Here is a 22,613-nt window from a genome sequence, read left to right on the forward strand (position 1 = left end):
TCGGCAGGGAGAGACGCCCGTCGCAAGTAGCGCTGGCGACCTCGTCCGTCAGGAACCGATGCCTCCCGAGGGTGCCTCGGCGGACGAGATCGGCCTACTCCCCGCGCCTGACCGAGATTTCGTCCTTACCGATCGGACTCTGTACTACAGCGACAAGCGCGGCAACATCTATTTGTTCCCACTTGCATCGATCACCTCTTGGAGACAGAGACGCTGCGACATGTACCCGCTCCTACCCCGGCGTCTTCAGCGCCGGATCTTGGAGATAGAGGTGAGGACGTCTGATGGAGGGCGGTACCTCATTGAGTCGGGCAAGATCTTTGCTCGGCAGATCCGCAAGACGGGTAAGGTTCGCCGTCGCCGTCGGTGATGTCCGCGCGGTTCATGTCCAGACGGACGGACGTGCTGCCTCTACGGGTGACCGTGGGGCTGTGGCGGCCTCAGACCCCGGGCCGGCCGCGCAGGCAACGCTGCGCAAGGCATCGAACCGTGCCTGATCGTGCGTCGCACGGACGATGAGGCGGAGCGCGTGCGGCAGACGGCCTGCACGGAGTGTTGCCCCACCACATGACGACGACGCCGCCCGGACACCCGAACGAGGCCGCGCGCGTCTGCGCTACTCCGCGTCGAGCTGCTCGGCGAGAGCGTTGAAGGCTGTCACGTACTGGTTTGCAGCCCGCAGCGTCGTCGCTTCGGGCGTCACCTTGTACGTTTGCGCGGCGCCGTTTCCGCACACCAAATTGATCACTGCGGCGCCCTTGTTCTTCCGGCCCGTCACCGCGGCCGACGCCCCCAGCGTTGCAGCACCTGCGATCAGCCGGGTGGCCGTCCATCCTTTGTGCGCGCCAGCATTGATGAACTCGGCCCGACCACCACGGACCGGTCCCATGCTGGTCTGTCCCATCTTCGACGAAAGCCATGATCGCAAGAGGCATGCCTGGTTGAGAGTGACCTCGGCAGGGTGGCACTCCCTCCAAAGCTTCAGGTCGAGGTGCTCCTGGGCGCGCTTGTCAGCTGCGGCCCTGCGCTGGCTGCGGCGTTCCTCGCGGGCTGCCGCGCGCTCGGCGGCCTTCTCGGGGTCTCGATCGAACAACATGGCGCCTCCCCGGCGTGGTTGATCGGGCAATCGTCCACCGATGTGGAGGTGGCGTGAATATGTCGTCGCGAATTGTGACGCAGGCTCACGTGTACCGATAGCCGTCACCTCAGTACGGTCTCACTGGGCTCATGGCGTTCCGGTACTCCGTCCAGTCCGACCCGCGCGACGAGTGCGATCGAGGGTCTGGAGCAACTCGTACAGCTCGATCTCGTCCCCACGGGGCTGCCCGCGCATATCGGCGGCGCCTGAAGGATGGCCCGTGCCGTCCCCCGGCCGTCGGCAGGGAAAGCCCCGAAGACCGGTGGACTCTCGACAGGCGTGGCAAGTGCCGGGCGACTGCGATCAGTAGCCGGTCAACTGACGGACCGCGGCGATGGAATCGCTTGCGATTGCCGCTTGGGCGGCTGGGTTATGAAGCACTCATGGGTCTGACTGGTCAACTGGCGACGTTGGTCGGCGTGGCGTTGGGCGCCGTCCTGTCGATGGCGACAACCATGATCGTAGAGAAGGCACGATGGCGCCGGGAGCAGTCCGTCCGGTGGGATGAGCGGCGTCTGAGCGCGTATGCCGAGTACGCCCACGCTGTGAAGGAACTCGCGCACCGCTACCGGCGGATCGCGGTCGCCAAGGGCATCGCTGCGAGCGGAGCCGCGCCGCTGGAGCCCACTGAAGAGGTTCTCGCCGCAGTGGCGGAGGCTGAGGTGCAACGCTCGGCACTCGCGGAGACGGTGTGGCTGCTGGGCGACGTCGAGACGAACACGGCCGCTGTCAGGCTGAACCACTGCCTGTGGCATCTGGAGTGGCTGGCCCGTGAGCTTCCGACAAGAGAACAGGGCGGCTGGGACCAGGCGTACGAGGATTTCCGACAGGCGCGGCAAGATTTCCTGAAACTGGCCCGCGCCGGCCTCGGCGTGCGAGGGACGCGCATAGCGGAGTCAGTTCCCTGGCCACCACCTTGGAGGGGCGACCTTTCGCAAGCCACCCGGCGTTGACTATCGGGCCTGCGGACAGGCAAGAAGCCCCCTGCTGGGCACGAAGCGGCTGGAGTCGTTGAGCGTCGCTGACGTGCGCCGCTTCACCACTCGAGTACAGAACGCCCACACGGCCGCGACCGCGAAGGAAGCGCACCGGGTGCTGCGTACAGCGCTCACGGCGGCCGTGCGGGAAGAACTGATAACACGGAATGTCGCGTCGCTGGCCGGGGGGTGGGGATGTTCATAGCCGTGGCTCTGATGCTGGCCGTCCTGGCCATGGTTTGGGCTGTGCTGGGGGTGCATGCGCTGCTACTCGGCCGGTGCCTGGCCGGTGGCTCCCTCTGCTGGTGCGGCAGCCCAGGCTGTGGGGTGCTGGCGCCCTGGTCATGCTGGTGAGCTGGAACGTCCGTTCCCTGTCGCTGCTCGCGGTTGGCGTCGGACTCATCGCGTTGGGACACGTCGTGAGGCCGGCGCGTTAATCGGTTCACTGCTCGCTGAGAGGCGATTGCCGTCAGGTGCTGCCGTCAAGACGGCCCGGACCATGATCGGTCCGGGCCGTTTTCCCTGGTGCCCCCGGCAGGATTCGAACCTGCGACACCCGCTTTAGGAGAGCGGTGCTCTATCCCCTGAGCTACGAAGGCAGGGCCTTGCGGAAAACGTTGGTGAATACTCTGGGTGAGCATTCTCCCACGCTGTGGCAAGGGTGGGACCGCCGGCGAGGGCGGTCCTTGACAGGGTAGCGGATCAGGCCGGGGTGGTGGGGCTGAGGCTTGAGGTCTCAGCCCGGTTCATGATCGGCGTGTCCTCTCGTTGCTGTGGCTGAGGTCTCTGGCCCCAGAGTCTGCGTCGGAGTAGGTGGGGTCTCCTCGTAGCGGGCTGCGCTGGTGGCGTTCTGGGCGAGGAGGAAGCCGCGGACGGCGAGGCTCTGGGCTTCTGCGCCGAAGGCGATCATGCGGCGGTTCCACAGGGAGCGGTCGAACTGGGAGAAGCCGGCTTCGGTGTCTTCGCGGCCGCCGTAGAGGTGTTGGTGGGCGGCGGTGTTGTCGGGGATCTGCAGGAGGTGCCCGGCGCGGTGGAAGCCGGTTTCTGTGTCGCTCTGGCCTTCGTCGCGTTCTCCGGGGGTGGTGGTGACGCCGACGGGTTCGCGGTGTTCGTGCGGGCCGCGGGGACAGAGGATGGTGAGCAGGTGGTACCAGCGGTGGGTGTGGGCGCTGGCACGGCGTTCCAGTTTGCGGACGGGCAGAGGGACGAGGGTGGTGGTGCCGTCGTCGAGGTAGGCGGAGAACGGCGTCGTAGGCGGTGCGTATGGCCTCGGCGAGCGCCGAGGTGCCGGTGCGGCTCCAGGTGGGGACGTAGTCATTGCCGCGCAGGCCGGTTTCCAGGTGGCGTCCGATGGTGTCGTCGTCCTCCACGACGAGGATGCGGAGGCGGCTGCGGTGCGGCGGGCGTACCCATGGTCGACAGCGTAGGCCGGGGCGGGGTGACCGGCACGGCCCTTCCGTGTCCGGACTGCTCACAGGTCCCGGAGCTCTTCCACGGCGGGGCGCCGGGCGCGGCGGATGCCGTTCAGGGCCGCGGTCAGTACGGCGAGCAGGGCGGCGCTCGCGGTGAGCGCGAGGTAGGCACCGGGCACGGCCAGGCTGCTCGGCGGTGGGTCGAAGACGCCCGTCAACACCTTGACCAGCATCTCGGACAGAGCCCAGCCGATCGCCGCGCCCCCGGCCAGGCCGGCCGCGGCCAGCAGCAGGGCCTCGGTGAGGACCATGCCGCGCAGCTGACCGCTCCTGGCGCCGAGGACGGTGGCGAGGGCGAAGGTGCGGCGGCGTTCGGCGAGGCCGAGGGCGAGGACGAGTCCGCCGGCGCCGGCGGCCAGCAGGACGGCGAAGGCGAGTTCGATGCGGGTGAGTCCGGCCAGGTCGACGGAGGTGAGGCTGGTGCCGACGGTGCCACGGGTCTGGGTGAGGTCGGTGACCGTGGCGCCCGTGCCCAGCTTGGCCCGCAGCTGTGCGGCGATCTGCTTCTGGTGGGTGCCGCCGGTGTCGAGGAGGAAGGCGCCGACCGCGTCGCTGCCGGTGGCCTTGGCGATGTAGGAGGCGTTGGCGACGAAGAAGCTGTCCTTGGGCGCGGTGGGGAACTCCTTGGCGATGCCGGCGTAGTGGAAGGGAACGGTGCGCAGGGCCTTGGTGCGGGCGTCCTGGATGCGCAGGTTGACGGTGTCGCCGGGGGCCAGCTGGAAGTCGTTGACGGTCTCGACGCTGACCAGCAGGTTGTCCGGGCGCTGGGCCAGCTTGCGCATGAGCTGCTGGGCCGTGCCGCCGGCGAAGTAGGCGTCCTGCAGTGAGGTGGCCTGGGCGATGGTGTCGGGGTGGACGCCGTAGAGGTCCTGCAGGTCGGGGCCGACGTAGGCGAAGCGGTGCTGGAGCGGTTCGACATGGCGTACGCCGGAAACCCTCAGTGAGCCTGCGGCACCGGGCGGGATACGGGCGCCGGGTGGTTCCGTGACGGTGACGTCGGCGCCGTTGGTCAGGCGGGCGTCGACCTCGGCCTGTTGCTGGTAGGTGGCGTTGAAGACGGCGGTGGAGAGGGCGAAGGACACGGCGAGGGCGAGCAGCACCACCGAGCGGGCGAGTGGGCGGCGGCGCCGGGAGAGGGTGGCGGCGGTGGTGCCGGCGAGTGTTGCGGTCAGGGGCCGGGCAAGCCTGGCCAGGGCGGGGCGGCCGTGCGTGAGGGCGAGGAGAGTCAGGCGCCACAGCAGCAGGGCGGCGCCGATCCACAGCAGGGCGGGGCCGAGGAAGGCCCAGTACGACACGGAGATGCTGGGCACGCCCTCGGGGGCGAGGACGAGGGCGTACTGGTTGCCGGAGGAGGCGCGGAAGACGAGCCAGGAGCAGATCAGCACGGCGAAGTCCAGGCCGTACCGCATCCACCAGGGGGAGCGGGTGCTGCGGGCGCCGGCTTCCTTGCGGGTCTCGGCGACGGTCACCGCGCGCAGGTCGCGCAGGGCCGGGAAGAGGACGGCTGCGGCGGCGACGGCGGCACCGAGGACGAAGGCGATGCCGTACCAGGCGGCCCAGGTGCTCGCGCCCGCTCCGAAGGACGCACTGCCGAAGGCGAGGTGGCCGGTGAGCGCGGCGATGCCCAGCCCGGTCATGCCGCCGGTGAGACCGATCAGGGCGGCCTCCAGGCCCGCGAGCGTGGTGATCTGGCGCGGGCGCAGGCCGCGCAGCCGTAGCAGGCCCTGCTCCTGGCGGCGCCGTTCGCTCCCGGCGGAGGCGACCGCGGCGGTGAGCGCGGCGGCCAGGACGGCGCCGGGGACGCCGAGGAAGAGGAAGAGGATCTGGGCGTAGAGGGCGTCCTGTCGGGCGGAGTCCAGGGCGGCGCCGAGGTTGTTGCCCACGAGGGCGGCACCCGAGGAGCGGGCCTCCAGGTTGCGGGCCGCGCCGGTGACGGCGGTGTAGGCGGCGGCCGGGTCGGAGGGCAGGCGCGTGGTGTCGCGGGCGGCGTGGATCTGGGTGGTGGCGCCGGTGGAGCCGTGCGTGAGCGCGGCGAACCGGGCGGCGGGCAGCAGGACGACGTTGTCCGGGGGCGCGGTCGGCTGGGACTGGCTGGGGGCGCCGACCGTCTGGAAGAGGGAGTCGGCCTGGGGCAGGTCCACCACGCCGTCCACCTTCACCTGACGGGTTCCGGCGCCCGGCAACCGGACGGTGATGGTGTCGCCGGGCGCGGCGTGCAGGTTGGAGGCGGTCTGCTGGGCCAGCAGGACGCCGGTGGAGGAGCCGGAGAGGGTGCGGATCGCGTCGGGGAACAGGGCGCGGTAGCCGTCGGGCAGGCCGAGGGCCATGCCGGGGCCGGTGGTCTGGGTGCTGCCCTGCACGCGGGCGGTGAAGCCGCTCGTGCGGGCGTAGCCGACCGGTACGGCGGCGCGGGTGCCGGGGGCGCTGCGGACCAGGGAGAGCACGCTGTTCGGGTCGGCGCCGGGCTGCACCTGGACCTGCCAGTCGACGGCGACCGAGCGCACGGCGCGCTGGGTCATGGTCGCCTTCGACGCGGTGAGGAAGGAGCCGAGCGCGGCGACGAGGCCGACCGCGAGCGCTATGCCGGCCAGGGCGGCCAGCAGACGTCCGGTGCGATGGCGGGCGAGACCCCGCGTCCAGGCAGTGATCATGACACCCCTTCTGGTGCGAGCAGCCTGCCGTCGCGCATGGTGCGCCGGACGGTGAGGCGCGCGGCGATCGCTGGGTCATGGGTGGTCACGACGAGGGCAGCGCCGGTGTGGTCGGCGGCGGTCAGCAGGGCGTCCAGCACCCGGGCGCCGGTGGTGTGGTCGAGGCGGCCGGTGGGCTCGTCGGCGAGGATCAGGCGCGGCGCCTGGGCCAGGACCCGGGCGGCGGCCACCCGCTGGGCCTGACCGCCGGAGATCTCCTCCGGCAGCCGGTCCGCCAGGTCGGCGGCATCGACCAGCGCGAGCGCCGCGAGGGCCGCCTGCCGGGCCTCGCCCTCCGGCCGGCCGGCGAGGACCAGGGGGAGAGCGGTGTTCTCTGCCACGCTCAGGGCGGGGATCAGGCTGTCGCCCTGGAAGACCAGTCCGATGTCGTACGGCCCCAAGGAGGCAGCCCGCCTCACTGTGCCGGTGGTGGGCTGCTCCAGCCCGGCCAGCAGGTGCAGCAGGGAGCTCTTGCCCGATCCGGAGGGGCCGACGACCGCGAGCCGGTCACCGGGTCCGATCTCCAGTTCGGCGCCGTGCACGGCCACGACCGCCTGCGGCCCGCGGCCGAAGGTGAGGGCCGCGTTCCGGCAGACGACGAGGGGCTCATCCGGTGGCATTCGGGGCCTCCTGCCGTTCTGGTGCCGTCACGGCACTGTCTGTCACTCCATCCGCCAGGCCGACGACCCGGTCGGCGACGCGGACAACCTCCGCGCTGTGCGTGACGATCACCACGGCGCAGCCCTGGGCGGCCCGCTCACGCAGCAGCGCGAGGACGACCTGCTCGGTCTCGCCGTCCAGTTCGCCGGTCGGTTCGTCGGCAAGCAGGACGTCGGGCGAGTTGGCCAGCGCCACGGCCAGTCCGGCGCGTGCCAGTTCGCCGCCGGACAGTTGCCTGGGCAGGGCGTGCGCCCGCCCGGCGAGGTCGAGTTGGCCGAGCAGCTCCTGTGCGTTGAGCGGGGGCCGGCCGGGGCGGGCCCGCTGGGCCAGGCGGATGTTGTCGCGGACACTCATATGGGGCAGCAGGTTGCGGGTCTGCAGCAGCACCCCGATGTGCCGGGCCCGCACCCGGGCCCGCTCGGCCTCCGGCCGGTGGCTGATGCGTACGCCGCTGACGCGCACCTCGCCGCCGGAGGGTTCGTCGAGTCCCGCCAGGCACGCCAGCAGCGTCGACTTCCCCGACCCCGACGGCCCGACCACCGCGAGCGTCTCGCCGCGCCGCACCTGTAGGGACACCCCGCGCAGTGCGAGCGTCTCCTCCTCGCCGGCCCGGTAGAACCGGTAGAGCTCGCGGGCGGTGAGGACCGTGTCGTCCGCCATGGTGCTCACCGCCAGGCGAAGGAGTCGCTGATGATGCGCCAGGGGTCGACGTTGTCGGCGTTGACCGGCCCGGACAGCGTCAGGTTCACCTCGTGACCGGAGCGGTAGAAGGTGTACCGCTCGAAGGCGTCCCGCACGACCTTGCCGGTGACCGGGTCCTTCGGCGAGTCACCCTGGTAGGTGAGCAGCACGACCCGGCCGGCGTGCCGGGTCACCTCGGACACCTTGGGCGCCGCGAACTTCGGTACCTGCACGCGCAGTTGCGGAACAACTGTGTTGGTGACGGAGCCGGTCGTGGGAGCGGTGGAGGCGGAGTGCGCGTTGATCCGTACAGTGTTGAGCTTGTCCGTGAACGCGGTGGCGCCGCCGTCCCGCTGGGTCTGGGCCCAGCCCTCGGGGACCTTCACGGTGAAGCCGGGCCCGCGGAAGGGCACGTACGCCTGGTTGTCGGGGATGTCGCCGGGCGGGTTGGACTCGGTGGGGGCCGCGTTGTTCTGCGCGCCGCCCGACGACGAGGACTGCGCCGCGGTCGCGCGCGGGGAGCTTTTGGACGCCGTCGAGCCGGACCCGGAGCCGGAGCAGCCGGCGGTCACCGCAGCGACAAGCGCCAGCCCCACAGCCGCGGACGTCCTTACGTGTGCTGCCATGCCACTGCCCTCCAGGGAGTCGCCGGACCGGACGGTCATGGCACTCACGCTAGGAAGAGGCCGGTTAACACCACGCTCGGCGACGGTTAGACGACGGCAAAAACGCGAGGGTGGCGTCCCCGGATCCGCGGCGGGGGTCAGGGCTCCTGGGCGGGGAGCAGGACGACCAGCCGGGCTCCGGGGTGGTTGTCCTCGATCAGGGTGCGGCCGTGGTGGGCCTTGACGACGTCGCGGACGATGGCCAGACCGAGGCCGCTGCCGCCGGTGTCACGGGAGCGGGCGTCGTCCAGGCGGGTGAAGCGTTCGAAGACGCGTTCGCGGTCGGCGGCCGGGATGCCGGGGCCGTCGTCGGCGACGACCAGCCGCGCGATGGCGTCCTGGGTGTGCAGGCTGACCGTCACCTGGGTGCGGGCGTGGCGCACGGCGTTGTCGAGGAGGTTGCGTACGACGCGGGCGAGGGCGTCCGCGTCGCCCACTACGCGTGCCGCGCCGACGGCGCGCTGGTCGACCGGGAGCTGTGTGCGGTGGCGGGCCTCGCGTACTGCGGTGAAGACGATCTCGTCCAGGTCGACGGGGCGGCTCCGGATCCGGGGCCGGTCGTCGAGCCGGGCCAGCTGGAGGAGGTCGTCGACGAGCCGGGTGAGGCGTTCGCCGTCCCGCAGCAGGGACACGGCGAGGGCCCGTGTCTCCGGCGAGCGGGCGTGCCGGGCGGCCACGTCGAGACGGGTGCGCAGGGCACTGAGGGGACTGCGCAGTTCATGGGCGGCATCGGCGATGAAGCGTCGCTGCCGCCGGGTCGCCGTGTCCAGGCGTTCCAGCAGGTCGTTCAGTGTGCGCGCGAGCCTGGCGAGGGCGTCCGCGGTGGGCGGCACATCCAGTCGGCGGCCGAGGTCGGAGGCGGTGATCTCCGCTGTCTGGGCGCGCAGGACCTCCACGGGGCGCAGCGCGCGGCCGGTGAGCCGCCACACCACCGCCGTGAGCAGGACGACGACGGCCGGTGTCCCGACGGCCAGGCCGGCCGTGAGCCGGGCCAGCCCCTGGTCGACACTCTCGGTGGGGACGGCGACATACACCGTCACGGGATTCCCGGCCGAGCCGGCGGGGACACCCACGGCCCGCCAGGATCCGTTCTCGCCCACCGGGATGCCGTGAACGGTGTGCGCCCGCGGCGTGCTCGACCGGCTCGCCGGGAAGAAGAACGCCCGCGGTCGGCCGCGCAGGTTTCCCGAGCTGGCGACCACGGTGCCGGTGCGGTCGACAATCTGTATGGCGACCTCTCCGTGGTCTGCGGCCGGGATCTCCGCACCGGCCGGAGTGGTGTCGGCGTCCGCCGCGACGACCTCGGCGCGCTGGAGGGCACTGGTGTCCAGGCCCTGGATCAGGCTGGCGCGCAGCCAGACGACGAGGAGGACGGCGGCCGAGGCCAGGCCGGCGGCGATGACCAGGGCCGCGGCGGCGGTCAGCCGCAGCCGCAGCGACCTGCGGGCCCACCAGGACCGGGCGCCGGCGGTCACCGCTCACCCCGCGGGGCTGCGCAGCCGGTATCCGGCGCCGCGGACGGTCTCGATGGTGCTGCGGCCGAACGGGGCGTCGATCTTGCGTCTGAGATAGCCGACGTACACCTCGACGATGTTGGTGTCGCCGTCGAAGTGCTCGTCCCATACGTGGGTGAGGATGTCCGTCTTGCTGAGCACTTCGTCGGTGTGTCGGGCCAGGTATTCCAGCAGGGCGAACTCCCGGGCGGTGAGCTCGATGTCCCGCTCCCCGCGTCGGCAGCGGTGGCGGGCGGGGTCCACGCTGAGGTCGCCGGCCCGGAGCACCGCGGGCCGGGCGGGTGCGCCGCGGCGCAGCAGTGCCCTGAGGTGGGCTACGAGGACGACGTACGAGAAGGGCTTGCTCAGGTAGTCGTCGGAGCCGAGGTCGAGGGCGTCCGCCTCGTCGTACTCGCCGTCCTTCGCGGTGAGCACCAGCACGGGCGTCCAGACCCTGGCGTGACGCAGCCGCTTGAGGACCTCGTAGCCGGACAGGCCGGGCAGCATGATGTCGAGCACGATCACGTCGTACGGTTCGTGCAGCGCCCGCCACAGCCCCTCCGGCCCGTCGTGGGCGATGTCCGTGACGAAGCCCTCCGCGGCGAGTCCCTCGGCGATCGCCGCGGCGAGTGAGCGCTCGTCCTCGATGATCAGCGTCCGCATGGCAGTCTCTGCTCTCCCGTCCACCATAGCCGTGAACGGTGACGGCCGTTCGGCTGAGAGGGAGCTGAGAAGCGGGGCTCCTCTCAGCCTGCTCTCAGTACCCGGATCGCAGGCTGGAGTCCTCAATGAAGTCACGGAGCGGGCAAGGAGGACGACGATGAACGACCTCAGGGAGCAGCGCCGGGACCGGGGCGAGGACGCCTCGCGGCGCTCGCGGCAGCGGGAGCGCCACGGCCGGCGTGAGACCGGGGAGCGGCGCGACGACCGGCGGCGTGACGAGGGACGCCGGGAGACGGAGGACGAGCGGCGGGAGCGTCTGGTGCGCTCCGCGTTCGTGGCCGAACGGCCCTTCGGATAGGAGACAGCGGCGGCCCCGCACGGCTGACGGCACCGGTGGACGGTGCCGTCAGCCGTCGCGTACGGCGATCGCCGCGGCTCGCGTCGGGTCGACGGTGACGTCGGTGATGGTCCAGCCCGCGGGCTGCGCGGCCGTGCCGGCGCCCGTGCCGACGTAGTCGGTGGACAGTCCCCGGGTCAGGCCGGTGCCGATCCCCTTGAGCCAGGCTTCCTTGCGCACCCAGGCCCGGGTGAAGGCCAGGGCCCGCTCGTGGCCGGGCAGGCGGTCGAGTTCGGACTGTTCCCGGGGGTGGAGGGTGGTGAGGGAGGCTACGGCCTCCGGGGGCGGGACGCGTTCGAGGTCGACGCCGACGGGAGTTCGGGCGAGCGCGATCAGGCAGAGGTCCTGGCTGTAGGCGAGGGAGAAGGGCGGCGGGCCGTCCACGAGCCCGGGCCGGCCGTGCGGGCCGCCGCACACCGGGCACGGCTGCCGGATGAGGGCCACGTGCCGAGGGGCCACACCGGTTCCGGCGCAGAGCAGCAGGCGGAGGGCGGTGCGCGCGGCGACGTACCGGAGGCGGTCCTGCGGCCGGTCGAAGGCGCGGGCACGCCGCCGCTCCGCGGCGTCCAGGAGCATCGGGTCGGGCTGCCAGGTGCCGGGTGCGGTGTGTACGAGCCACAGACGGAGGCCGGGGTCTGCCATGGGCTCACTCCCGCCACGTCGATTCCACCAGGTCGCGGGCCAGGTCCAGGGTGTGGTGCACGGGCAGGCCGTGATCGGTGTACCAGTCGTCCGTGGCCTCGGGGTGTGGCCCTGCGACGGCCACCCGGCCCGCGCCGAAGCGGGCCACCACAGCGGCGGGCGCGCCGTTGTCGTAGCGGGCGAGGATCCGGGCGCCGGCGTCCTCGTGGAGGACGAAGACGGGGCCGTCCTGGAAGTACACGCTGCGCGGGGACCCCCGCCAGGTCACACGTACCACGGTGGAGCCCTCGTCGTGGACCGTCGCCCCCGCGGTGGCGATGTACTGATCGGTGTCGCCGGGCAGGAGGCCGAAGCCCGGTGTGGCTCCGGCGAGATAGCCGCCCAGGCAGAAGCCCAGGTAGCGGCCGCCGCCGCGGACGAAGTCCCGGACCGCCCGGCGCTGCGGCCGCAGGATGCGGTAGGCGGAGTCGAGTGTGCCGCCACCGGGCTGGGCGTACAGCACGGCCCGGGACAGCGATGCGGCCGAGAGCGGGAGCGTCTCGTGGGGCCCGGTGTAGCGGACGTCCAGGTTCCACGGTCCAAAGGCCAGGAGGTCCGCGACCGCCTCCGGGCAGCCGGGCAGGGCGGCCGGCCCGCGGTAGACGAGGGCCAGCGGGCGGCGTGCCCCGGACGGATTCGTCATGGCCGGTATCTCCCGGCCGGTTCCCCCGCCGACGGCAGCGCCGGCCCGGTGCAGCCCTCGGCCGGCAGGCCCTGCCAGTTTGTGCCGTCGGGCAGGTGTTCCCCCTTCATGACCAGGGACAGGGCGCCGAGCCGTACCCGGGCGCCGACCACGGCGTCGTACAGCACCACCGTGCGCGGGCCGACGCTGGCACCGGGGCCCACGCGCACGGTTGACATCTTCATGACCCGGTCCTCGAAGAGGTGCGTCTGCAGGGAGACGTGCATGCCGATCGCGGCATCGTCGCCCACGTCCACCAGGTCGAACTCGGTCAGGTACGTGGTGCCGATCCAGGTGCGCCGGCCGATGCGGGCGCCGAACAGGCGCAGTACGGGCGGCAGGAAGGGGGTTCCCAACAGGGCGCCGACGCCCGCGGGTACCGCGGCGGCCTCGAACAGGCCGGTGACGAACTCGGTCCGGCGGACGAACAGGCTCCACAGGGGTTCGACACACGGCCGGTACCGTCCGGCCACCGCCCACTTGGCCAGCGCGCAGCACCCGACGACGGCAGCCGTGGCACCCATGGCGAGCAGCGGGGACACCAGCAGCGTGGCCACCGGCCCGGTGCGGCGGCCCAGGTGGGACAGCGCCAGCAGGTACCCGGAGCCGCCGGCGGCGAGCAGCGTGGCGGGCAGGGTGGCGCGGAAGAACTCGACGGCCAGGCGGCCGAGTACGGCCCCGCGGGCCGGCCGGAACGTCAGACGCTCCGGGTAGCGTCCGCTGTCCTGGCGCACCGGCAGCCGTAGCGCGGGCGAGCCCAGCCAGGTACTACCGGCCGGCACCCGGCCGGCGGGCGGCACGCTGCCGACACCGACCAGGCAGCCCGGGCCGAGCCGGGTACCTGCGGACACGAGTGCCGCGTTCCCGACGAAGGCGCGCTCGCCCACCTCGGCGGGTGCGACCGCCATGTGGCCGGCGGCGAACGCGGCGACGCCGACACCGGCCATGTCCGCGACGAAACTGCCGTCGTGGAGGGTGAGCAGGTCCGGGTCGATGTGGGCCACGGTGGACACCTCGGCACCGCGACCGACCCGTGCCCCAAGGAGCCGCAGCCAGGGGGCGGTGTAGAGGGTGGCGTACAGCGAATTGGTCAGGGCCAGGCTCTCCTCCAGGAGCTTGTCCGCAACCCACTTGCGCACTCCGAGCCCCGACCGTACGCGGTGTGCACCCACCGGCGTCCTGCGCAGCACCGCCCGCCTGCCCAGGCCGACGATCAGGCACACCGTGGCCACGAAGACGGGCCCGAACAGCGCGGCCGCGGCGGGCTCACCGCGCCGCCACGCCCACCAGCACAGGGCGGCGCCCGGCGCCGCCGCGACCACGGGCACCGCTTCCAGCAGGGCCAGGCCCAGCAGGGTGGCGGCCACGACCCCTGGCCGCCGGCGGTCCGCCGAACGCGGGGCGTTCAGCAGTGACTCGGCGAGCGGCGAGAGAGCCTCGACGGGCCGGGCGGGCGATCCGGCCCGGCGGTTTCCGGCGGGGATCGTCTCGCCCGGTCCCACCAGGGACTGCTCGCCGAGCGCGGCACCGCAGCGAAGCTCGGCACCCGGTGCGCAGACGGCGCCCGCGCCGACGTACGCCCGCGTCCCGATGGTGATCGGAGCGACCGTGACCCATCCGTCGGTGACCTGCCAGGGGCGCAGGACCGCTCCGTAGCCGATCGCCGCCTCACTGCCGATGCGCAACAGCGCCGGCAGGCCGATCACACTCGTGGCGATGGTGGTGCGCGGGCCGACCCGCGCCCCCAGCAGTCGCAAGTACGGGCCCATCAGCGCGGACCCGCTGAGCACCCGTAGCGGGCTCACACCGAGCAGCAGCACGTCGAGCGTCCACAGCCGCAGGTAGGTGGCCCCCCACAGCGGGTACCGGCCGGGCCTGATCCCGGCTGCCAGTGGCCGGGCGAGCAGGACGGGGGCGAGCCAGCGTACGGTCGTGTAGCCGGCCAGTACGGCGAGCGCCGGTGCGGCCGCGCCCGAGGCCGACAGCCCACCGTGATGGCCCGCGTACGAGAGGACCAGCGGGGTGGTGAGCAGCAGCAGGAGGGAGTACAGCGCCGCCGCCTGGGTCAGCCCCGCCCGTGCGATCCGCGCCCGGCCGTGCCTCAGCGGCGGCTCGTGACGGTGCTGTACCGCCTTGCCGTCGCGCCGCTGTGCGCACAGGCGGGCCGTGAAGGTCCGGACGGTGGGGTTCTCGTACAGGTCGCGCAGCGTCGGGCTGCTGCCGTGGCCCTCTTCCCGCAGCAGCGACACGGCGCGGGCCGCGAGCAGGGAGTGCCCGCCGAGGTCGGTGAAGAAGTCGGCCTCGGCCGACACCTCCTCGGGAGGGACACCGAGCGCGCGGGCCCAGGCGTCCCGCACGCGCGCCTCCCTCTCGTCGCGGACCGGAGCCACGCGGCCGGACGGCGCGAGGCGGCGGCCGGACGGCCGGGGCAGCCGCGACCGGTCGGTCTTGCCGCTCGGCGAGAGCGGCAGCCGGTCGAGGAAGTCCAGCGTCGCCGGGACCATGTAGGCGGGCAGCGCACGCCGCAGGCGTTCACGCAGCCGGGCGGCCAGCGCCGCCTCGTCGGCTCCGCCGCCGTCGGCCCGCACGACGTACCCGGCCAGGGCCTGCTCGTCCCCGCCGTCGCGCGGGACGAGCGCCGCGGCCGCCTGCGCGACGTCCGGGTCCTCCATCAGAACGCTCTCGATCTCCTCCAGCGACACCCGGTAACCGCGGATCTTCACCTCCGCGTCGGCGCGGCCGAGATACTCGATCTCGCCCTGCGCGGTCATCCTGCCGAGATCCCCGGTGCGGTACAGGCGCCCGCTCCCGGGTGCGAGGGCGTGACGGATGAAGCGTTCGGCGGTCAGGTCCGGGCGGCCGACGTAGCCCCGGGCGATCCCCGGCCCGCCCAGGCAGATCTCCCCGACGGCCCCCCGCGGCACAGGCTCACGCCGCTCGTCGAGGAGGACCACCGTGTACGTCGGCAGGGGGCGGCCGATGGTCACCGGACGCCCCGGACGCAGCTCCTGCACGGTGGCGGTGACGGTCGTCTCGGTGGGCCCGTAGGTGTTGAGGATGCGCCGCCCCGGCCTGCTCCAGCGTTCGACCAGCGCGGCGGGGCACGCCTCGCCGCCGACGAAGATGCTGCGCAGACGTGGCAGGTCCCGCGGGATGGTCGCCAGCAGCGTGGGCACGCAGTACAGGACGGTCACCTGGTGCCGGTCCAGGAAGTCGGCGAGTTCCGCGCCCAGCCGTGCGGGGCCCGACGGGCCGGCGATCAGCGTGGCACCGGCCGCCCAGGTGGGCCAGATCTCCTCGATCGAGAAGTCGAAGGAGATGGCCATGCCCTGGTAGACGCGGTCCGAGGGCCGGATGCCGTACACCGGGGATACGACCCGCACGAAGTTGTCGATGCTCGACCGGGCGATCTCGACACCTTTCGGTCTGCCGCTGGACCCCGAGGTGTACATCACGTAGGCCGCCGGATCCGTCCCGGCGCCCGCCTCCTCCGCCAGCCGGGTCGTGGGCAGCGCCGCCAGCTCCCCGGCGCACGAGTCCATTTCCACGACCGCGCACACCCCGCGCGGCAGAGCTTGCCTGGCGTCGGCCGCACGGGCGGAGCCGGTCAGTACCGCGTCGACACCGGCGTCCCGGACCACGTGGGCCACCCGGTCGGCGGGCGCTTCCGGATCGACCGGCACGAACGCCGCACCCGCCTTGCACACGCCGAGCAGGCTCGCGTACATCTCCACGGACCTCGGCAGGAGCAGAGCCACGCGGCTGTCCGGGCCGACGCCGAGACGGCGCAGCAAGTGGGCGATCTGGTTGGCCCGGGCATCCAGTTCGGCATAGGTCAGACGCCGGGCGCCGCATTCGAGAGCCACGGCGCCGGGCGTTCGGTCACAGGCGTTCTCGAAGAACCGGTTCAGCCCGGCGACGCCCTCACCGGCCGGTCCCGCGCGGCCCGTGGGCGGGGCCGGGGCGAGCGGCGGAGCGGCGGTGTCGGAAGTCATGGCGTTTTCCCCTGGATCGTGGTCCGGGAGTGGTGTGGTGGAGGCTCGGGCGCGCACATCTCCCTGGCACTTCTCCAGCCTGGAGGGCACACGCTGAGAGAACGCTGAGAGGCGGTGCCGGTCGGCCGTTGGCTGTGCGACGCGGATGCCGCTTCGCCGGCCGGGGGAGGAGCATCATGAGGGCATGAGACAGCGCGTGGTGCGAGTCGCCGTCGTCGCCGCCCTGGTCGCCGTCGTCCTCCTCGCCGTCCCCCTGGCCCTGGCCGTCCGCTCCGCCCTGTACGCCGGCCGGCACGACAGCCTGGAACGAGCCGCCCTGGCCGGTGCCGTCCGGGTGAGCCCGGACTGCGCGACCGGCGACCCGGTGGAGCTCTCCGCACCCCGGGCAGGCGGGCACCTCGGCCTGTACGACCCGCAGGCGCGGCTGCGGGCGGGTAACGACCCCGCGACCGCCGACGCCCCCGTCCACCGGGCCCTCGGCGGACAGGCCGTCCGCGGCCGGGCCGCCGGTGACCTGGTCGCGGCCGTGCCCGTCTCGCACGCCGAGCACGTGATCGGAGTCGTACGGGCGTCGTCCCCTGCCGCTGCCGTGCGGGACCGCGTCCTGGTGGCATGGGCGGCACTGCTGGGCGTGGCCGTGGTCGCGCTGACCGTCGCCGTCCTCGTCGCCCGCCGCCAGGCACGCGTACTGGCCGCCCCGCTGGAGGATCTCTCCCGTCACTGCCGCGCGGTCACCGAAGGCGACCTGAACGCCCGGGCGGCCCCCAGCAGCATCGCTTAGATCGACCAGGTCGCCCGCACCCACAACGAGATGCTGCACAGCCTGTCCGAACTCCTGCGCCGAGAAAGCGGCTTCACTGCCAACGCCTCCCACCAGCTGCGCACCCCCCTCGCCGGCCCGCAACTGGCCCTGGAGGCCGGCCTCGCGCAGGAGGACGACGCCCAGCTGAGACCCCTACTGGCCGAGGCGCTGGCCGCCCCCCACCGTCTTCTCCACACGGTGGAGGAAGTACTGCGCCTGTCCCGCCCCCCGGACCGGCCGCGCCGCCACGCTGCCGGGGACACTCCGGTGGCACAGCTCCGGGGCCTGGCAGGAACACCGCGGCGGCGTAGGACAGGACGACCGCGCGGCCGAACGCCCAGCGTGGCCGCGGCTGCGACCGCCGTCACGCGTCGCCATCCTGTTCCGGGATGCATCACGGTGGCCTCGATCCCAGGAATCGCTTCTCCTGTCCCAACTGGAAGGTGATGGTCACGATCCGGGAATGGGCGGAACACGAGACGCGGTGGTGCTGCGTGCCCTTGCCGCTCGGGAGGGTGCTATGAGCGTGAGCGCTGCCCTTTTTGGCGTGGATGCCGATGTTCAGCGTGGTCCACGTGCGCTTCGTCTCCCGCTACAGCACCGAAGCACCGGTCGCTGCCCCCGCCGTCCTTCGAGGTCCGTCTCCCGCCGCTCCTCGGGCTGCCCTCCAGCGTAGGGGTCGCCGGTTGTCCGACGGTCACAGCCGTCGTCGTGCCGCGTCCATTCCCGGGAGTCCGCCTCCCTGTCCCGGCGCTCGTCTCGGACGTTCCTCGTCGCTCCTCTCCTTACCTGTCCCTGACTGCTTGACGCTTCCAGCCTGCGACCGGAGCACTGAGAGGAGGCTGAGAGCCGGCCTGCTCCTCAGCAGGCCGCTGATCAGGGCAGATGGAGAAGCGGGACGGGAGTATCTAGGGTCAGCACGTGGCTTTCATCATGGTGTGCGAAGACGACGCGGCGGTCCGCGGCGTCCTCAAGCGCGCCCTGGAGCACGACGGCCACACCGTCTCCGTCGCCGCCACGGCCGACAGCCTGCTGCGGCAGCTCGCACCGGCGCCCCATCTGGTCGTCCTGGATCTCGGGCTCCCGGACGCCGACGGCCGTGACGTCTGCCTGGCCCTGCGGGCTCGCGGCGTCGACGCGCCGGTGCTGATGCTCACCGCCCTGGACGGCCTGCATCACAAGGTGGGCGGCTTCGAGGCCGGCGCCGACGACTACATGACCAAACCCTTCGACATCCCGGAACTGCTGGTCCGCGTCCGGGCGCTGCTGCGCCGGGCCACCGTGGCGCCCGCACCGCGCGAGGTCGTCCTCGATCCGGCGAAGCACGTGGTGACCTACGATTCGGTGAGCATGAGCCTGACCCCGACCGAGTTCCGGCTGCTGGGCCGCCTGATCGCCTCGCAGGGCGACGCGGTACGCCGCCACGCCCTCATCGCTGCCGGCTGGCCGCACGGGGCGCAGGTCAGCGACAACACCCTCGACTCCTATGTGCGCCGGCTGCGGGCCAAGCTCGGTCCGCTGGGTGTGGCCGAGCGTCTGGCGACCGTCCGCGGCGTGGGCTACCGATGGCAGTGACGGGATTCCGCAAGCGGGTCGTCGCACTCACTGTGCTGATCGCCACCGCCGTGGTCGCGGTCCTGGTCGTGGTCTCGCACGTGCTGCTGAGCCGGGTGACGGACGCCGACGCGCGCGATCTGGCACGTACGCGCGCCGAGGCGGTCGCGGCGAACGTCACTGCCAAAGGCGGCCGTGTCGTACTGACGGAGAACGGCAGCGAGGCGCTGGACGAGGTCGCCTGGGTGTATGCCGACGGCCGCCTGCTCGACGGGAACGTGCCGCCGAGCGTGGTCGATCGCGTCGAGGAGCTGGCGGACTCGGGGCGATCGCAGACCGCGTCGGTCGGCGATTACCTCCTGTACGCGCGGAAGGTCCCGATCGACGGCCACCACGTCATGGTGATCGTCCGGGTGGACCTCACGCCCTACGAGACATCCGAGCAGCGCAGCCTGACCTTGTCCCTGATACTGGGCGGCCTCACGATCCTCCTCGCCGGCGGTGTCGCACACATCGTGGTGCGCCGCGCGCTGCGGGTGGTGCACGAGATGGCCGCCCTCGCCGACGAATGGGGCCATCACGAAACCGGGCGCCGCTTCAACCTCGGGGTCCCCCGCGACGAGTTCGGGGAACTGGGGCGGACCCTGGACCATCTCCTGGAGCGCGTCGACAACGCGCTGGCGGACGAGCGCCGGCTCACCGATGAGATCGCCCACGAGCTGCGGACACCGCTCACGGTCCTGCGGGCCGAGGCGCAGCTGGCGCAGCTGTCCGGCGGGCCGGTGGCGCCGGAGGCGGTGCTGAGCGAGGTCGACCGCCTCGATGCGGCGATCACGACGCTGCTGCGCGCCGCGCGCGCACGGACGGACAAGGGGACCCGATGCGATCTGCGCTCCGCCGCGCGGCAGGCGATCGCCGGCCGCGCGGTCGAGGTCGCCATTCCCTGGAAGGTCGAGGTCGCCGTGGCGGCCGACGTCGCCGTGTCGCTGCTGTCACCCCTCCTGGAGAACGGCCTGCGGCATGCGCGGTCGCGAGTGTGGATCACCGCGCGCACCCAGGGCGAGGCCATCGTGGTCGATGTCCTGGACGACGGACCCGGATTCGATCCCGCGGACGTCGACCGGGTCTTCGAAGCGGGTGTGAGCGGCGGCGACGGGTACGGGCTGGGGCTGCCGGTGGTCCGGCGCATCGCCGCCTCGGCCGGTGCGGAGGTCCGCGCGATCGCGGACGGCCGCGGTCACGTCGAGGTGACACTCCCGGCCGCCCGTGCAACCACGTAGTCAGGTTACGTGCAGGTTCCCCGCGTAAACCTCCCTGCATGACAACGACAACGGAAGCACGCACGCGCAGCGGGCGGCTCATGCTCAACAAGGTCCCCGAGGTCACCATCTGGTTCTGGGTGATCAAAGTCCTGTGCACGACCGTCGGTGAGAGCTTCGCCGACTGGATCAACATGAAGCTGGGCGTCGGCCTGGTGAACACGGCCTGGATCTTCACCGCGGTGTTCGTGGTGGTCCTGGCCGTCCAGCTGCGGCTGAAGCGGTACGTCCCGTTCCCCTACTGGCTGACCGTCGTCGTTGTCAGCGTCACGGGCACCCTGTACACCGACATCCTGACCGACCAGCTGAACGTGCCGCTGTGGATCAGTTCCGCGGTCTTCTCGGTGCTGCTCGCGGCGGTCTTCGGCGTGTGGTGGGCACGTGAGCGCACCCTCTCGATCCACTCGGTCACGACGCTGCCGCGTGAGTCGTTCTACTGGCTCGCCGTTCTCGTCACCTTCGCGCTCGGCACCGCGACCGGCGACTGGACCCTGGAGCTGACCGGCTGGAGCCCGGGCGTCTCCGTGTTGCTGCCGCTCGGCCTCATCGCGGCGATCACGCTGTTGTGGAAGTTCGGCGCGAACCCGGTACTGTCCTTCTGGCTCGCCTACATCCTGACCCGCCCTCTGGGCGCGAACATCGGCGACTGGCTCGCCTCCCCCAAGGTCGCCCAGAACCCGGGCGACCCGACCGGTCTCGCGTTGGGCACGTTCACCACCAGCCTGATCTTCCTCGGCCTGATCCTGGCGACGGTGGTCTACCTGACGGTGACGCGCTCGGACGTGACCGAGACCCACGAGGCGACCCACGCCGCACCGGCCACCAGCAACCCGCGCAAGGAGCGCACCGCGCTTGCCGGCTTCGGACTGCTGGCCGTCGCCACCGCGGGCCTGCTGGTGTGGGCCCACGGCCAGCCGCACGTCGGACCGGCGCCGGAAACCGACAACACCTCCGCCGTGCAGATGGCTCCCGGCCAGGCGGTGAAGAAGTTCCCGCCCGCCAAGGTCGCCGCGCTGAAGACCCTCGCCTCCACCTCGCTCAAGGACGCACGCTCGGGGAACGCGACCGGCGCGCACGCGGCCGCCCAGTCACTGCGTGACCTGTGGGACGCCGACCAGGCCTCGCTGCAGCCGCTGGACCAGACCGGCTGGACCTCCATCGACGCCCAGATGGACAAGGTGCTCAAGACCTTCGGTATCGATCACTCGAACCCGCCGATGTCGCCTGCGCAGCAGGAGAGCGAACTGAACGCCCTCTTGACGGACATGGGCTGACACACCGGACAGCGCCCGGCCGGCCCGGGCATGTCCGCAGACGCCGAAGTGGCCGCTGGCGTGCATGTGCCGGCGGCCGCGTCCGGCGGGTCGCTGACAGAGACGGCGCGTGCACCGGGGTGCTCGGGGCGTCGAAGTAGTCCACCCAGGCCGGGGACATGGTCGCCGAGACCGTCGCCGAGGAGTTCGTCTGCCGTATGGCGGTCGGCCTAGTGCTCGTCGCCGAGGCCGGCGTGGACCCGGCCGGTCTGTGAGCAGTGAGGCAGCTGTCGGATCAAACACTGCGGCCTGGCCGATCGGCCACGCCGCCGTCGGCGAGCTGGCGGTAGCCGTGACCTCCACTGGTATCCCGCGGGCCTGCGCGCTCAAAGACCGCGGCGTATCCGTCCCGGAGATCGCGAAGAAGCTGACCGTCAGGACCGGAAAAACGCGGGCAAGCACCCCTCGGTCGCTCGCTGTACCGGCCCTCGCCGAAGCGGAGGAGGTCGACCCGCCGGCCGGCCGGAGATCATCGCTCGGCGCCGGCCGACGCGCGCGGGCCTTACCGGGCCCGGCAGCAACACCGACCCGAACTCATGGGCCACCTCCGGCGGCACGCGCTCGGCGAGGCGGACGATGACAGACGACGACAAGGCCGCCGTGATCATCCTAGGGATCATCTGCAGCGCCGCGCGCTGGGTTCCGCAGCGGGGTCCTTTTGCTCCGGCGCCTGGGGGCGATGACAAGGCCGACAACGTGGCCAGACCCGGACCCGGCAAGCTCCGGCGGCCAGGCGGTGCGACGGCTGGTGCGGGCTCGTAGGCTGCGGCCATGACCGAGATCAACACTTCGACGCCCCGCGAGGCCTTCAAGCTGCTGCTGGCCGGTAACCAGCGCTTCGTCGCCGGCGCCCCCGAACATCCGAACCAGGACGCCACCCGCCGCACCGAGATCGCACCGTCCCAGCAGCCCTTCGCCGTGCTGTTCGGGTGCTCCGACTCCCGGCTGGCCGCCGAGATCATCTTCGACCGCGGCTTGGGCGACCTGTTCGTGGTCCGCACCGCGGGCCATGTGGCGGGTGCGGAGGTGCTGGGCAGCATCGAGTACGGGGTGGACGTGCTGGGCTGCCCGCTGGTGGTGGTCCTCGGTCACGACTCGTGCGGCGCGGTCGGTGCGGCGTGCGCCGCGCTGGAGGAGGGAATGGCGCCGGCCGGGTACGTGCGGGACGTCGTGGAGCGGGTGACCCCCAGCGTGCTGGCGGCGCGTGCCGCCGGACGGGTTGAGCCCGAGGAGATCCTTGCCGAGCACATAAGGCACACCGTCGACCTGCTGCTGGACCGCTCCCGTGTGCTCGCCGAGAAGGTAGCCGCCGGGAAGGCCGCCGTGGTGGGCGTGTGCTACCGCCTGGCCGACGGCAGTGCACAGCTCGTCGCTTCCCGTGGCCTCGACGCGGCAGTCCCCGCCGCGTCCTGACCGCCCTGGCCGTGACTG

The 22,613-nt window shown here is 72.2% G+C and carries 19 protein-coding genes, 1 tRNA gene and 1 pseudogene; 9 read left to right on the plus strand and 12 right to left on the minus strand.

The window, feature by feature from the left end:
* Positions 1-616 precede the first annotated feature (616 nt).
* A complete protein-coding gene (locus tag AB0B40_RS00370) occupies positions 617-1,096 on the minus strand; it encodes a hypothetical protein (RefSeq protein ID WP_362261701.1) in 480 nt (159 codons plus the stop codon).
* A 425-nt stretch (positions 1,097-1,521) separates the two neighbouring features.
* On the opposite strand from AB0B40_RS00370, the gene AB0B40_RS00375 reads away from it, so the two are divergent.
* A complete protein-coding gene (locus tag AB0B40_RS00375) occupies positions 1,522-2,091 on the plus strand; it encodes a hypothetical protein (RefSeq protein ID WP_345048304.1) in 570 nt (189 codons plus the stop codon).
* 28 nt (positions 2,092-2,119) lie between these two features.
* Positions 2,120-2,296, plus strand: a pseudogene (locus tag AB0B40_RS00380) (site-specific integrase); the annotation flags it as partial.
* 342 nt (positions 2,297-2,638) lie between these two features.
* Here the strand turns inward: AB0B40_RS00380 and AB0B40_RS00385 are convergent.
* From AB0B40_RS00385 to AB0B40_RS00420, 8 genes are all read right to left on the minus strand, one after another.
* Positions 2,639-2,714, minus strand: a tRNA-Arg gene (locus AB0B40_RS00385).
* A 137-nt stretch (positions 2,715-2,851) separates the two neighbouring features.
* Positions 2,852-3,433, minus strand: a complete 582-nt coding sequence (locus tag AB0B40_RS00390; RefSeq protein ID WP_345048287.1) for a hypothetical protein — start codon at positions 3,431-3,433, stop codon at positions 2,852-2,854.
* A 153-nt stretch (positions 3,434-3,586) separates the two neighbouring features.
* On the minus strand, positions 3,587-6,238 hold the full coding sequence (locus AB0B40_RS00395) for an FtsX-like permease family protein (RefSeq protein ID WP_362261704.1): 2,652 nt from the start codon (positions 6,236-6,238) through the stop codon (positions 3,587-3,589).
* Positions 6,235-6,897, minus strand: a complete 663-nt coding sequence (locus AB0B40_RS00400; protein WP_345048285.1) for an ABC transporter ATP-binding protein — start codon at positions 6,895-6,897, stop codon at positions 6,235-6,237. The genes AB0B40_RS00395 and AB0B40_RS00400 overlap by 4 nt, the downstream gene beginning before the upstream one ends.
* Positions 6,884-7,597: an ABC transporter ATP-binding protein gene (locus tag AB0B40_RS00405; RefSeq protein ID WP_345048283.1), complete on the minus strand. Its 714-nt coding sequence runs from the start codon at positions 7,595-7,597 to the stop codon at positions 6,884-6,886. Before AB0B40_RS00405 ends, AB0B40_RS00400 begins: the two co-directional genes overlap by 14 nt.
* Before the next feature lie 5 nt (positions 7,598-7,602).
* A complete protein-coding gene (locus tag AB0B40_RS00410) occupies positions 7,603-8,283 on the minus strand; it encodes a hypothetical protein (RefSeq protein ID WP_362261708.1) in 681 nt (226 codons plus the stop codon).
* Positions 8,284-8,381: 98 nt separating this feature from the next.
* Positions 8,382-9,758 (minus strand): ATP-binding protein, encoded by a 1,377-nt coding sequence (locus AB0B40_RS00415; RefSeq protein ID WP_362261711.1) that lies wholly within the window; start codon positions 9,756-9,758, stop codon positions 8,382-8,384.
* Positions 9,759-9,761: 3 nt separating this feature from the next.
* On the minus strand, positions 9,762-10,439 hold the full coding sequence (locus tag AB0B40_RS00420; RefSeq protein WP_345048279.1) for a response regulator transcription factor: 678 nt from the start codon (positions 10,437-10,439) through the stop codon (positions 9,762-9,764).
* 157 nt (positions 10,440-10,596) lie between these two features.
* Here AB0B40_RS00420 and AB0B40_RS00425 point away from each other — a divergent pair, with 157 nt between their 5' ends.
* Positions 10,597-10,797, plus strand: a complete 201-nt coding sequence (locus AB0B40_RS00425) for a hypothetical protein (protein WP_066991418.1) — start codon at positions 10,597-10,599, stop codon at positions 10,795-10,797.
* 48 nt (positions 10,798-10,845) lie between these two features.
* On the opposite strand, the gene AB0B40_RS00430 is transcribed toward AB0B40_RS00425, so the two are convergent.
* Genes AB0B40_RS00430 through AB0B40_RS00440 form a run of 3 tightly spaced genes read right to left on the minus strand, consistent with a single transcriptional unit; the run spans position 10,846 to position 16,194 of the window.
* Positions 10,846-11,478, minus strand: coding sequence for a 4'-phosphopantetheinyl transferase superfamily protein (locus AB0B40_RS00430; protein WP_362261715.1), 633 nt, complete (start codon positions 11,476-11,478; stop codon positions 10,846-10,848).
* A 4-nt stretch (positions 11,479-11,482) separates the two neighbouring features.
* Entirely contained in the window at positions 11,483-12,160 is a 678-nt protein-coding gene (locus tag AB0B40_RS00435; protein ID WP_362261717.1) for a BPL-N domain-containing protein, read from the minus strand.
* On the minus strand, positions 12,157-16,194 hold the full coding sequence (locus AB0B40_RS00440; RefSeq protein WP_362261720.1) for a Pls/PosA family non-ribosomal peptide synthetase: 4,038 nt from the start codon (positions 16,192-16,194) through the stop codon (positions 12,157-12,159). Before AB0B40_RS00440 ends, AB0B40_RS00435 begins: the two co-directional genes overlap by 4 nt.
* A gap of 184 nt (positions 16,195-16,378) precedes the next feature.
* Here AB0B40_RS00440 and AB0B40_RS00445 point away from each other — a divergent pair, with 184 nt between their 5' ends.
* The 6 genes from AB0B40_RS00445 to AB0B40_RS00470 all read left to right on the plus strand — a co-directional run bounded on the left by AB0B40_RS00445 (position 16,379) and on the right by AB0B40_RS00470 (position 22,595).
* Positions 16,379-16,975, plus strand: coding sequence for a hypothetical protein (locus AB0B40_RS00445; RefSeq protein ID WP_345048272.1), 597 nt, complete (start codon positions 16,379-16,381; stop codon positions 16,973-16,975).
* A 30-nt stretch (positions 16,976-17,005) separates the two neighbouring features.
* Positions 17,006-17,443, plus strand: a complete 438-nt coding sequence (locus AB0B40_RS00450; protein WP_362261724.1) for a histidine kinase dimerization/phospho-acceptor domain-containing protein — start codon at positions 17,006-17,008, stop codon at positions 17,441-17,443.
* 474 nt (positions 17,444-17,917) lie between these two features.
* The gene (locus AB0B40_RS00455) at positions 17,918-18,571 is read left to right on the plus strand and encodes a response regulator transcription factor (protein WP_055705962.1); all 654 of its coding nucleotides are present in this window, start codon (positions 17,918-17,920) and stop codon (positions 18,569-18,571) included.
* Entirely contained in the window at positions 18,562-19,830 is a 1,269-nt protein-coding gene (locus AB0B40_RS00460; RefSeq protein ID WP_362261727.1) for a HAMP domain-containing sensor histidine kinase, read from the plus strand. The genes AB0B40_RS00455 and AB0B40_RS00460 overlap by 10 nt, the downstream gene beginning before the upstream one ends.
* 38 nt (positions 19,831-19,868) lie before the next feature.
* Positions 19,869-21,143, plus strand: a complete 1,275-nt coding sequence (locus tag AB0B40_RS00465; protein WP_345048268.1) for a hypothetical protein — start codon at positions 19,869-19,871, stop codon at positions 21,141-21,143.
* An 810-nt stretch (positions 21,144-21,953) separates the two neighbouring features.
* Positions 21,954-22,595, plus strand: coding sequence for a carbonic anhydrase (locus AB0B40_RS00470; RefSeq protein WP_345048266.1), 642 nt, complete (start codon positions 21,954-21,956; stop codon positions 22,593-22,595).
* Positions 22,596-22,613: the final 18 nt, after the last annotated feature.

It is taken from the genome of Streptomyces sp. NPDC042638 (assembly GCF_040647235.1).
Lineage (GTDB): Bacteria > Actinomycetota > Actinomycetes > Streptomycetales > Streptomycetaceae > Streptomyces > Streptomyces rameus.

Bases quoted from the DNA above. Each gene is read 5' to 3' on its own strand.
- AB0B40_RS00370 (WP_362261701.1), bottom strand. From the start codon at position 1,096: ATGTTGTTCGATCGAGACCCCGAGAAGGCCGCCGAGCGCGCGGCAGCC.
- AB0B40_RS00375 (WP_345048304.1), top strand. From the start codon at position 1,522: ATGGGTCTGACTGGTCAACTGGCGACGTTGGTCGGCGTGGCGTTGGGC.
- AB0B40_RS00390 (WP_345048287.1), bottom strand. From the start codon at position 3,433: ATGACTACGTCCCCACCTGGAGCCGCACCGGCACCTCGGCGCTCGCCG.
- AB0B40_RS00395 (WP_362261704.1), bottom strand. From the start codon at position 6,238: ATGATCACTGCCTGGACGCGGGGTCTCGCCCGCCATCGCACCGGACGT.
- AB0B40_RS00400 (WP_345048285.1), bottom strand. From the start codon at position 6,897: ATGCCACCGGATGAGCCCCTCGTCGTCTGCCGGAACGCGGCCCTCACC.
- AB0B40_RS00405 (WP_345048283.1), bottom strand. From the start codon at position 7,597: ATGGCGGACGACACGGTCCTCACCGCCCGCGAGCTCTACCGGTTCTAC.
- AB0B40_RS00410 (WP_362261708.1), bottom strand. From the start codon at position 8,283: ATGACCGTCCGGTCCGGCGACTCCCTGGAGGGCAGTGGCATGGCAGCA.
- AB0B40_RS00420 (WP_345048279.1), bottom strand. From the start codon at position 10,439: ATGCGGACGCTGATCATCGAGGACGAGCGCTCACTCGCCGCGGCGATC.
- AB0B40_RS00425 (WP_066991418.1), top strand. From the start codon at position 10,597: ATGAACGACCTCAGGGAGCAGCGCCGGGACCGGGGCGAGGACGCCTCG.
- AB0B40_RS00430 (WP_362261715.1), bottom strand. From the start codon at position 11,478: ATGGCAGACCCCGGCCTCCGTCTGTGGCTCGTACACACCGCACCCGGC.
- AB0B40_RS00435 (WP_362261717.1), bottom strand. From the start codon at position 12,160: ATGACGAATCCGTCCGGGGCACGCCGCCCGCTGGCCCTCGTCTACCGC.
- AB0B40_RS00440 (WP_362261720.1), bottom strand. From the start codon at position 16,194: ATGACTTCCGACACCGCCGCTCCGCCGCTCGCCCCGGCCCCGCCCACG.
- AB0B40_RS00445 (WP_345048272.1), top strand. From the start codon at position 16,379: ATGAGACAGCGCGTGGTGCGAGTCGCCGTCGTCGCCGCCCTGGTCGCC.
- AB0B40_RS00450 (WP_362261724.1), top strand. From the start codon at position 17,006: ATGCTGCACAGCCTGTCCGAACTCCTGCGCCGAGAAAGCGGCTTCACT.
- AB0B40_RS00460 (WP_362261727.1), top strand. From the start codon at position 18,562: ATGGCAGTGACGGGATTCCGCAAGCGGGTCGTCGCACTCACTGTGCTG.
- AB0B40_RS00465 (WP_345048268.1), top strand. From the start codon at position 19,869: ATGACAACGACAACGGAAGCACGCACGCGCAGCGGGCGGCTCATGCTC.
- AB0B40_RS00470 (WP_345048266.1), top strand. From the start codon at position 21,954: ATGACCGAGATCAACACTTCGACGCCCCGCGAGGCCTTCAAGCTGCTG.